Annotated in this window: 15 protein-coding genes; 13 read left to right on the forward strand and 2 right to left on the reverse strand. The window is 59.8% G+C overall.

Annotated elements, in window-relative coordinates:
- Nucleotides 1–3: 3 nt before the first annotated feature.
- Both DBY63_RS12450 and DBY63_RS12455 read right to left on the reverse strand, forming a co-directional pair.
- Nucleotides 4–315, reverse strand: coding sequence for a CII family transcriptional regulator (locus DBY63_RS12450; protein WP_108582068.1), 312 nt, complete (start codon nt 313–315; stop codon nt 4–6).
- Nucleotides 316–317: 2 nt separating this feature from the next.
- Nucleotides 318–665: a YdaS family helix-turn-helix protein gene (locus DBY63_RS12455; protein ID WP_349254542.1), complete on the reverse strand. Its 348-nt coding sequence runs from the start codon at nt 663–665 to the stop codon at nt 318–320.
- On the opposite strand from DBY63_RS12455, the gene DBY63_RS12460 reads away from it, so the two are divergent.
- The 13 genes from DBY63_RS12460 to DBY63_RS12515 all read left to right on the forward strand — a co-directional run bounded on the left by DBY63_RS12460 (nt 655) and on the right by DBY63_RS12515 (nt 8,885).
- On the forward strand, nt 655–1,311 hold the full coding sequence (locus DBY63_RS12460) for an XRE family transcriptional regulator (RefSeq protein ID WP_158541728.1): 657 nt from the start codon (nt 655–657) through the stop codon (nt 1,309–1,311). The two genes, DBY63_RS12455 and DBY63_RS12460, sit on opposite strands and share 11 nt — an antisense overlap.
- Nucleotides 1,312–1,346: 35 nt before the next feature.
- On the forward strand, nt 1,347–2,270 hold the full coding sequence (locus tag DBY63_RS12465; RefSeq protein WP_108582065.1) for a hypothetical protein: 924 nt from the start codon (nt 1,347–1,349) through the stop codon (nt 2,268–2,270).
- Nucleotides 2,271–2,278: 8 nt separating this feature from the next.
- The gene (locus DBY63_RS24750; protein WP_146750252.1) at nt 2,279–2,902 is read left to right on the forward strand and encodes a hypothetical protein; all 624 of its coding nucleotides are present in this window, start codon (nt 2,279–2,281) and stop codon (nt 2,900–2,902) included.
- A gap of 189 nt (nt 2,903–3,091) precedes the next feature.
- Nucleotides 3,092–3,313, forward strand: a complete 222-nt coding sequence (locus DBY63_RS12470; protein ID WP_108582064.1) for a hypothetical protein — start codon at nt 3,092–3,094, stop codon at nt 3,311–3,313.
- Between the two features lie 106 nt (nt 3,314–3,419).
- Entirely contained in the window at nt 3,420–3,920 is a 501-nt protein-coding gene (locus DBY63_RS12475; RefSeq protein WP_108582063.1) for a hypothetical protein, read from the forward strand.
- Between the two features lie 115 nt (nt 3,921–4,035).
- The gene (locus DBY63_RS12480) at nt 4,036–4,296 is read left to right on the forward strand and encodes a DUF1654 domain-containing protein (protein WP_108582062.1); all 261 of its coding nucleotides are present in this window, start codon (nt 4,036–4,038) and stop codon (nt 4,294–4,296) included.
- An 812-nt stretch (nt 4,297–5,108) separates the two neighbouring features.
- On the forward strand, nt 5,109–5,438 hold the full coding sequence (locus tag DBY63_RS12485) for a hypothetical protein (RefSeq protein ID WP_108582061.1): 330 nt from the start codon (nt 5,109–5,111) through the stop codon (nt 5,436–5,438).
- A complete protein-coding gene (locus tag DBY63_RS12490; RefSeq protein ID WP_108582060.1) occupies nt 5,435–5,641 on the forward strand; it encodes a hypothetical protein in 207 nt (68 codons plus the stop codon). The genes DBY63_RS12485 and DBY63_RS12490 overlap by 4 nt, the downstream gene beginning before the upstream one ends.
- Entirely contained in the window at nt 5,638–5,838 is a 201-nt protein-coding gene (locus DBY63_RS12495; protein WP_108582059.1) for a hypothetical protein, read from the forward strand. Before DBY63_RS12490 ends, DBY63_RS12495 begins: the two co-directional genes overlap by 4 nt.
- A 108-nt stretch (nt 5,839–5,946) precedes the next feature.
- On the forward strand, nt 5,947–6,849 hold the full coding sequence (locus DBY63_RS12500; protein ID WP_108582058.1) for a lambda-exonuclease family protein: 903 nt from the start codon (nt 5,947–5,949) through the stop codon (nt 6,847–6,849).
- Between the two features lie 11 nt (nt 6,850–6,860).
- Entirely contained in the window at nt 6,861–7,844 is a 984-nt protein-coding gene (locus tag DBY63_RS12505) for a recombinase RecT (RefSeq protein ID WP_108582057.1), read from the forward strand.
- Between the two features lie 5 nt (nt 7,845–7,849).
- Complete coding sequence (locus tag DBY63_RS12510) at nt 7,850–8,050, forward strand: hypothetical protein (RefSeq protein WP_108582189.1); 201 nt, start codon at nt 7,850–7,852, stop codon at nt 8,048–8,050.
- Between the two features lie 10 nt (nt 8,051–8,060).
- Nucleotides 8,061–8,885 carry a cell division protein FtsK gene (locus DBY63_RS12515; protein ID WP_108582056.1) on the forward strand — a complete coding sequence of 275 codons (825 nt, stop codon included), beginning with the start codon at nt 8,061–8,063 and terminating at the stop codon, nt 8,883–8,885.
- Nucleotides 8,886–8,889 lie beyond the last annotated feature (4 nt).

Consider the following 8,889-nt stretch of genomic DNA (forward strand, 5'->3'; position numbering starts at 1 on the left):
AGCTCAATCCCAGCCCAGGGGTCCTGGGCGTTTCTTCTCAGCTTTGAGGCCGATGCGTGCCATGGTTTCGAGCGCCGAGAGGTACTCGGCCGTCACCACCACCGCACTATCTGGAACGACACGCAGGCCCAACAGCGCGAGCACCTTCGCCCAGCGCTGGTACTCGTCCTCATTCCATCGAGAAACCGTCGATTCGCTGCAACCGACTTCCAGGGCTATCTGCTTCTGACTTACGCGCGGAACGCGCTGCAAGATCAGGGTTTCGATCTCCCGTGCTATGTCATCCCTGGTAGGGCTCAATGCGGTTGTGTTCATGGTTAGGACGCTAGTTGGGACGGCTCGGGTATCGGATAGATGTCCGGCCGCAGCTCGTGACGCGAAACCCCGGAAGCTGCCTCGATTTCGAGGACGCGCTCGGCGGGAACCTTGCCCAGTGCGCACCAGCGCTGGACTGCTTGAGGGGTGACCTTCAGCGTTCGCGCTAGGGCCGATTGGCCACCAGCCGCTACAGCTGCGCGAGTCGGCGCGTTCTGTTCCTGCTGCATAACAAGGACCTCGTCAGTTGGGCTACAACCAAAAGTTACAGGCAAGGACGAAATGATACAAGCAAAACTTGCAATGCCACCTACAAGCCAAGGTTGTAATCTGGGCCGCATGAATAGCATCGGCTCTAGAATCACAGCCGCACGCGAAGCGCGCGGGCTGAACCAATCGGAACTAGCCAGACAACTCGGCGTGACGCCTCAGGCTGTCCAGAAGTGGGAAGCGGGAGAAACTGAGCCGCGGCGAAAGCGCGTCGAAGAGATGGCTGTCATCCTCGGCACCTCCGCCGAGCACCTTCTCATTGGCGGCTCGCGCCCGGATGCCGAACAGTCCAACGTCGGCCAGCCGATCCCCATCACCTCCCCCTTCCGGCAGATCCCTATCGTCGGGACCGCCCAACTCGGTGCGGAGGGCTACTGGACCGCCTTGAGTCCCAGCGAGGGGCACATCAAATTTCCCACTCAGGACAAGGATGCCTATGCGCTGCGCCTACGCGGCGACTCCATGTCCCCTGCCATTCGATCTGGCTGGGTGGCAATCATCGAGCCGAATGGCGACCTGGTGCCAGGCGAATACGTCTACATCAAGCTGCACGGTGTCCACGACGAAGGCGAGAGCATGGTCAAGGAGCTGCTGCGGGCGGATGACTACGAGGTCAGCCTCATGTCGATCAATGACGCTTTCGGGCGGCGCAGCATTCCCTGGGAGCAGATTCAGCACTGCTACCCCGTCGGCGCCATCGTGCCGCCGAGCAAGATCGTGCAGTGACATTCGAAAATTATTGACTCAAGGAGCGAGCGAACATGCTTGACCAGAACCAGCGGTGGATACATTTCTACGGGATTCACCTTGCACAAGTGCCTCCCGATGCGCCTACATATCAAATACTGGAAGTCTTCCAGATACTTGATCAGGTCTATAGGGACAAGAAATTCTTCACTGTAATAGATAAAGGCACCGCATCCATTCGAATCAGAGACCTGAGTATCGAAAAGGTGAAGGGCCAAATTCATATTCTGTTTCAGTATTCCGACAAAAAAATTTCCGACCCCGCATTCTCAAAGTTCGCGACTGGCGATGTCAGGTCAGCCCTGAAAGAAGAAGACGAGGGCGTAGCTGTTTCCGCGCATGCAGTAATCTATACAAAGCCTATCAAGGATGGCGGTCTTGAGTTTGAAATGAGGCTCGAGGATTCGCCGGGAATCGGCAAAACAAAGATTACCAGGATAATGAACCAATTCCTAAAGCACTACCTTACCCGGGATTATGTAGATCCGTCCGATAACGCAATAAAAAAATGCCACCCCACCTTTGTAATGGATCATTACAGCAAGCAAAGCTTGCGGCAGGATCTTGAAGAAGGGGAACTCAAGTATATTGAGCTTGTAAAAAACGAAACCATTCATGACCTAGACGAGCAGCCATGCCTAAAACGTGTCGAGCAAGTCATAAAGATCACAGCTGAAAAAAAGAGCACAGGTGACGAGGCAATTAATTTTGCCAATGCAGTCAAACGATATGCTCGCACAAAGGACTATCATGATATCCGAGTTGTCTTCAACAACAACGAAGGCAAGCAGCGATCCGTGAAGGTCCCTACATTCAGGGAGGATGCTGGGGAGATTCTGTTTGGCAAGCTTGAAATGGTTGAGGTAGATTATAGCCTTCCTCAATGTGCCATGAACCTAGATCCAACGTTCATAATCAAGATGAACTCTCTGAAATAGGTGCAAAAATGCAAAGCTTGCGCCGACTGTTGATGCCACTCGCCTATCTGCGAATACAGCGCCAAGATAAGAATTTTGATGAGCTATGGCTGCCAGGCATATTAACGGTGTTAACCGTTTTTCTCCTAGCTCTTTCGAATGGGAAGATACCTGTATTTGGTAGCACCGGCGCAATAGCCAGTGTTGTTAGCTACTTGCAAATATTGAGCGGATTTTATATTGCATCACTTGCCGCCATTGCCACCTTCAATAAGGAGTCGATGGATAAGCCCATGCCTGGCATCCCACCAAAACTTAAGATTAGAGGCCGGGTCAAGCCCGAGAATTTATCCAGAAGACGCTTCTTATGCTTTATGTTCGGATATCTATCATTTGTATCATTGATACTTTATTTTGCTGGAAGTGGAATTAATCTTTCGGCTAGTGCAGCCAAGGATATACTCCCAACAGAAATGGCACCTTTCATCAAGTGGCCACTAGTTGCAGCGTATACCTTCGCGACATACAATATGCTTATCACCACTCTTCTTGGCTTATATTATATGACTGACCGCATTCATAAAGAGGAGCCGAGATTCGTTGATAGTCCGTCGCAAACGTCAACTGCGCCAGCTGAATCAGATACCGACTAACGCCGAATCATGAGGTCAAGAAGGTCACCAGCCCGCCCCGCGCGGGCTTTTTTTTGCCCATGGTCTACGCTAAATGCCTGGGCTCGATCAGCCCCCAAGGTATTGAGCCAAGGCCCGCACAGGAGTCCGGGCCTTTCTTTTGCGTCGGCACGATCCGGCCTATGCTGAGCCTTTGCCCTGGAGGTAGCTATGGAAGACCCCCTACTCGCCCTGCTCTACCGCCTCAACGAGAATCAGCTGGCCCTAGGCATGGCCATCGAGGAGCTGACGGCCTGGGTCGTTGATCGTGGCTCCGTCGACGTCGGCAAAGCTGTCGAGCAGCACATGCTCTCGCTCGAAGCGAATTCGCATGTGATTGCTGATGCACTGGCCGACCTCATAGCCGAACGTGCTGGACGCCCCAAAGGATAGGTCAATCACCTACCGCCCACCCCGCTATCTGAACAGCCTGTCACGTTCTGAGCCTACAAAGGATCGAGCGGCTAGAATACGGACATCAACGACATGGAGGTAATACATGAGGCTATACCGCTGCACTATAGGCACTTTGACGCTGGCGCTGGCACTGACCGCGGGTTGCGTTAGCAAGCCGGCTCCTCAGCCGAGGATCGCCTTCCCCGTTGCTGAATATAACGCCCTGCCGAAGGAAGGAACTGGAGTCGTCGAAGGGCAAGCCTTCATGAAGACCGTCGGCGGTGATGTCAAATTCGGTGCTGGGTCAGAGGTAACACTGAACCCGATAACTTCGTACTCCGAGCAGTGGTACAGGCATTACTATGAGCTGCGCTCACCGCTGCAGGCGGCGGATACGCGCCAGGATTCGTACATCCTGACTACCCAAGCCGATGGCAGCGGGAATTTCAAATTTACCGACGTGCCGCCTGGTCGGTACTTCGTTACCTCCACCGTTCGATGGCAGGCCCCTAGCCAATTTGGCCTCACCAACCAAGGCGGCTGGCTGACGAACCGTATTACGGTGTCGAACGGTAAGACAACGCGTGTGATGCTCACTCGCTAACGCCCGCACCACAAGCAAGCCCGCCTCGCGCGGGCTTTTTTCCGCCTGGAACCTTGTCGCTCCGCTCTGTGTCGCATACTGTATATTTGAACAGTGTCACAGTAAGGAGGTACCCATGTCCCGCAGCAATGCCCAGGTAGTCAAGAAACAGGTCCAAGTCTCCAGCTATGAGCGGCTGTGTCGCCGCATCAACGCACATATCGCCGAGCCGCAAGCGCAGTTAGAAAGGAGGTGTAGGGTCGAGCGCCTGGATACGGACCACGACGACGACTGGGAGCGGGTTGTGGACGAGATGCGTGAGGTGGATGGCCTGTCCGTTGATCAAAGCGGCACTGGATACGAATTTAGCTGGCGGGAGGTGCCTGCCACTGACTGAACGACCCCACACGAAAAGCCCGCCGAGCGCGGGCTTTTTTGTGCCCTACAACTTTTTCTTGGAAAGAATTACAAGTTTTGCTTGCAGACTACAAAGCAGGGTTGTAACTTTAACTCACAGCCAGCAACCACTGGCCGGGCAGCTCCACCGCCCCTGCTCTTTCACAATCCGACGCAACAAAGAAATCACAGACCGCATTGCCTCTACGGCGACCGGCAATCAGACAGGCCCGAAAGCCTGCCCACGCGAAGGCGACCCCGAGGGGCGACCGGGACGGCTGATTGAGGGCATCTAGCCCGCTCCGCGCGAGAGACCCGCAAGCAATGCGCCGTTTTCACTGGCTGGCCCTGGCAACAGGGCCAGACGGGAAGACAACCGAGGAAAGCACCATGCGCATCTATCTGATCGTGTTCGCCATGACCTGCGCCGCTTTCTTCGGCGCCGTCGAGTACACCAAGCCCGTCAAGGACCAGCCGATGGTGATCATCGGCTACATGGACAAATAGGCCTGGTTCGCCAGGCTGCATCGGAAGCAGCACTGCCCGGTCGGTACGCCGGGTCCTGTACCGAGGGTCGCGTCAGAGGCTTGCCAGTCAGCAATGGCCTGCATGCCCCGGCGCGATAGTGCTGCCTCCGATGCAGAAGACGGAGTCGCGCCAGCTAGCACACAACAGGCGCTGGCACTACATCACCGCCGGCTACGGCTCAATCCTGACGCCGGCACCTTTTCGCCGGGCTGCTGCACACCGCCCCCACCGGTTGCAGCCCGGCCTTTTATCCCGCGCCGTCCGGCGCCCATCGAGACCCACACCATGACCATCGCCATCCAGCATGAGCGGGCGCTCGAGTGCGCCCACGAGCAAGTGCTCCAGCTCGAGCACGACATCGACACGGCCAACCCCAGCACCATGCTGGCCTTCGCCATCCACTGTGACATGCAGATCGACCCGCAGCGCCAGGTGGTGCTGCTGGAAACCCTGGCCAGCATGCGCGATCGCCAGTTCAACGAGGCCTACATGACCCTCGCCAGCATCAGCCTCCCCCTCGCTAAGGAACTGATGGAGTGGCGCCGGGTGCTGCTGGCCGAGCACGAACCTTTCTTCACCGCCGAACTGGCCAAGCGCCGCAAGGAGGCAGCATGAGCACCGAACAGGAAATCGCCCAACGCATGGTGGAGATGTGGATCGCCCGCATTCCCGCCTTCGGCGACGGCATCGCCGAGGGCATGAACGAGATGGCCTATGCCCTGGGCGCCATCGATGACCGCACCCACGATCACAACCGGGTTCGGATCTCTCAGGAAGTGGCCAAGGTCTGGGCCAAGACGCGGGGGGCTGCGGCATGACCGCTTCCCCTGCGCCAAGCACCACCGACGACCTGGTCGCCCACGCCGAAGCACGCCACACCCTGCTGCTGCGCGCCAGGCAGTCGCTGCCCGAGGCCCTGGGCCTGCCGCCGGAGACCAGGCTGATCGACACCCCGATCCGCTCCCCAATGATGCGCCGGCCTGGTCGGCGCTGGTCGGTGGAGGTCGCGTCGTGAGATGCCGACCGATCTGCCGCGCCCTGCTCGGCGGCGGCCTCGCTGCTGTTGTCCTCTACGCCCTCCTGATGACCCTTTGGCTCGCCACGCACTGAGCCTGGAGCACCCATGAACGCACTCGTTTCGGTCGGCCAGCTCGACCGCCAGAAGTACCTGGGCGGCAGCGATGTCGCCGGCATCCTCGGCATCAGCCCCTGGCGCACGCCGCTGGACATCTACCTGGACAAGATCCAGCCGCGGCGCCCGGACGATCCGTCCAAGGCGAAAATCTTCTCCCGGGGTCAGCGGATGGAGCCCTATGTAATCGACCTGCTGGCCGAGGAGACCGGGATGGTGATCGTCCGCCGCGGCGAGCGCTATCGAGACCCGGTGCATGACTTCATGGCCGCGGAGATCGATGCCGAGGCCGAGAGCGGCGAGAACATCGAGATCAAGACGGTCTCTCCCTTCAAGGCCCAGGCCTGGGGCGAGGAACAGACTGACGCGATCCCGGTGCACTACACCGCCCAGGCCATGCACGGGCTCATGGTCACCGGGCGCCAGGTCTGCGTCTTCGGCGTGCTGATCGGCGGCGATGACTTCCGGATCTACCGAGTTGAGCGCGACGCCGAGACCATCGAGGCGATCCGCACTGCCGAGATCGAGTTCTGGGACCGGATCCAGCGACGCGACCCACCGCCACCCTCCGCGGTGACCGACATCCTGAGGCTGTTCGACAAGGACTCCGGCGCCAGCATCGAGGCCGATCCCACCACGGCGGCCATGGCAGCGGAGCTGTCCGGCATCAAGGCCCAGCTCAAGCGGCTGGAGAACGAGCGGGACCGCCTGGAAGAGCACATCAAGGTCTTCATGCTCGATTGCACCTCCCTGACGGTGCAGGGCCGGCCGGTGGCCACCTGGAAGACCCAGGAGACCCGACGCTTCGACCAAACAGCATTCGGCGAGGCGCATCCCGCCCTGCTCGAACAGTTCAAGCGGACCACCAAGTCCCGCGTCTTCCGCCTCAAGTAAGGAAACCGACCATGTCCCAAGCTCAGCTCAAGGCGGCCGCCCAAGGCGGCGCCGGCAATTCCCGCCAGATCCTGGCCCAGACCGCCACAGATGCTGGCGCTGGCAACGTGAAGAAATTCTTCGAGAGCCAGAAAGGCATGCTCAAGCAGGTGCTGCCGAAGCACCTGGACCCGGACCGGATGCTCCGGATCGCCTTGGGCGCCATGCGTACCACGCCTAAGCTCATGAACTGCACCGTCGAGTCCCTGCTGGGCGCCGCGGTCCAGTGCTCGATGCTCGGCCTGGAGCCGAACACCCCGATGGGCCACATCTACCTGATCCCCTTCGACAAGCGCGAGAAGGTCGGCAACGAGTGGCGCACCACGAAGACCGAAGTCCAGATCATCATGGGCTACAAGGGGATGCTGGACCTGGCGCGCCGCTCCGGCCAGATCATCAGCATCGGCGCCCACGAGGTCTGCGAGAACGACGAGTTCGACTATGCCTACGGCCTGGACGAACGCCTGCACCACAAACCGGCCCTGGGCGACCGTGGCGAGGTCATCGCCTTCTACGCGGTGGCGAAGCTGGTCGGCGGTGGCCATGCCTTCGAGGTCATGAGCCGCGAGCAGGTCGACCAGATCCGCGACAAGTCGGCGGAGAAGAACAGGGCGAAGCGCGACAACCGCGGCAATCTGATCATCACCGGCCCCTGGGCAGACCACTACGTCGAGATGGGCCGCAAGACGGCCACCCGGCGGCTCTTCAAGTGGCTGCCGATGAGCATCGAAATGGCCAAAGCCGCCAGCCTGGACGAGCGGGCCGACACTGGTGCCAGCCAGGCGCTGGATACCGCGCTGCAGGGTGACTACACCGTGCTCACTCCGAGCGACCCCGAGCCCCAGGAGCCGGACGGCGCCAGCGCCCAGGCCGAGCAGCAGGACGATCAGCCAGCCACCGATACCGTCTCCGCCCAGCAGCAGCAGGCTGAGGACGAAGAACTCGACATGGGGTGATGCACATGGCCAGCCGGACCGTAGAGGAGCTGTTTGACCGCGTCGAGCAGTTCACCGCCCTGCTGGCCGCCGCTGAGGACGGCGCGGATACCGACTGGGAGATCCAGTTCACCACTGATATCCGCGACCAGTTCGAGCGCTACGGCGCCCATACCTACCTCAGCGACGCCCAGCTGCAGTCGCTCAACAAGATCGCCCACCAGTAGGAACCGCCCTATGAAACCGGAACACCGCGCCATCATCGACAGCGCCAAACGCCACGGCTGCATGCCCTCGGAGCTCGCCCACGAGTTGCTGGTCCACGACCTGGTGGAAATGAACCGCTTCGAGCTGCACAACCTCAAGGCGCCCTATCACAAGCTGAACGAGGAAGCGCAGCAGGAAGTGATTGACCGCCTCACCAAGAAGACCGAGGAAGCGGTCACCCGCGCCATCAGCATCATCAGCGCCCGGGGTGTCGCATCGGTGCCGATCGAGGTGCGCGCCATCAAGGTAGAAGCCAAGGCCCTGACCGTCACGGCCAAGGTCGATGCCTCTGCTCCAGACAAGCACGAGCTGACCGACTCAGCCGGCAAGCTCTGCCTGCTAGTGTTAGCGCCGGACGATTACCGCGAAGGCTTGGACGCCATCCAGCCCGAGCGCGACCAGCACGAGATGCCGATGCAGGTCGCAGACCTCTTGGGCAGCCCGGAAGAGCTGGCCGAGCGCCTGGGCGGCAGTGCCGAGGATGTCGTCGCAGCCGGGGGCGAAGCTCCCGATCAGCAGGATGAAGAGCAGGAGGATGCGGCGACCGGCGTCCCGCCAACGGTCTACGGCGTGGCCCCCTATTCCGACATCTGCACCGTCCTGGCCCGCGCCACCCCGGTGGTCACCATCGACTACCTGCAGAGCCGGTTCGCCATCGGTAGCGATGCCGCCCGCGCCCTGGTGGTCCGCCTGCTCGATGACAAGGTCATCGCCGTGGACAGCGAAGCGGAGAACCCGCTGCACAACACCTACCGCGTCACCAAGGACCTCGACGAAGTCGTCTCGATGGAGTAACCAG

It is taken from the genome of Pseudomonas sp. RIT411 (assembly GCF_003057735.2).
Classification (GTDB): domain Bacteria; phylum Pseudomonadota; class Gammaproteobacteria; order Pseudomonadales; family Pseudomonadaceae; genus Chryseomonas; species Chryseomonas oryzihabitans.

Excerpts from the sequence above, each read along its gene's own strand:
- DBY63_RS12450 (WP_108582068.1), bottom strand. The coding sequence starts at position 315 with ATGAACACAACCGCATTGAGCCCTACCAGGGATGACATAGCACGGGAG.
- DBY63_RS12460 (WP_158541728.1), top strand. The coding sequence starts at position 655 with ATGAATAGCATCGGCTCTAGAATCACAGCCGCACGCGAAGCGCGCGGG.
- DBY63_RS12455 (WP_349254542.1), bottom strand. The coding sequence starts at position 665 with ATGCTATTCATGCGGCCCAGATTACAACCTTGGCTTGTAGGTGGCATT.
- DBY63_RS12465 (WP_108582065.1), top strand. The coding sequence starts at position 1,347 with ATGCTTGACCAGAACCAGCGGTGGATACATTTCTACGGGATTCACCTT.
- DBY63_RS24750 (WP_146750252.1), top strand. The coding sequence starts at position 2,279 with ATGCAAAGCTTGCGCCGACTGTTGATGCCACTCGCCTATCTGCGAATA.
- DBY63_RS12470 (WP_108582064.1), top strand. The coding sequence starts at position 3,092 with ATGGAAGACCCCCTACTCGCCCTGCTCTACCGCCTCAACGAGAATCAG.
- DBY63_RS12475 (WP_108582063.1), top strand. The coding sequence starts at position 3,420 with ATGAGGCTATACCGCTGCACTATAGGCACTTTGACGCTGGCGCTGGCA.
- DBY63_RS12480 (WP_108582062.1), top strand. The coding sequence starts at position 4,036 with ATGTCCCGCAGCAATGCCCAGGTAGTCAAGAAACAGGTCCAAGTCTCC.
- DBY63_RS12485 (WP_108582061.1), top strand. The coding sequence starts at position 5,109 with ATGACCATCGCCATCCAGCATGAGCGGGCGCTCGAGTGCGCCCACGAG.
- DBY63_RS12490 (WP_108582060.1), top strand. The coding sequence starts at position 5,435 with ATGAGCACCGAACAGGAAATCGCCCAACGCATGGTGGAGATGTGGATC.
- DBY63_RS12495 (WP_108582059.1), top strand. The coding sequence starts at position 5,638 with ATGACCGCTTCCCCTGCGCCAAGCACCACCGACGACCTGGTCGCCCAC.
- DBY63_RS12500 (WP_108582058.1), top strand. The coding sequence starts at position 5,947 with ATGAACGCACTCGTTTCGGTCGGCCAGCTCGACCGCCAGAAGTACCTG.
- DBY63_RS12505 (WP_108582057.1), top strand. The coding sequence starts at position 6,861 with ATGTCCCAAGCTCAGCTCAAGGCGGCCGCCCAAGGCGGCGCCGGCAAT.
- DBY63_RS12510 (WP_108582189.1), top strand. The coding sequence starts at position 7,850 with ATGGCCAGCCGGACCGTAGAGGAGCTGTTTGACCGCGTCGAGCAGTTC.
- DBY63_RS12515 (WP_108582056.1), top strand. The coding sequence starts at position 8,061 with ATGAAACCGGAACACCGCGCCATCATCGACAGCGCCAAACGCCACGGC.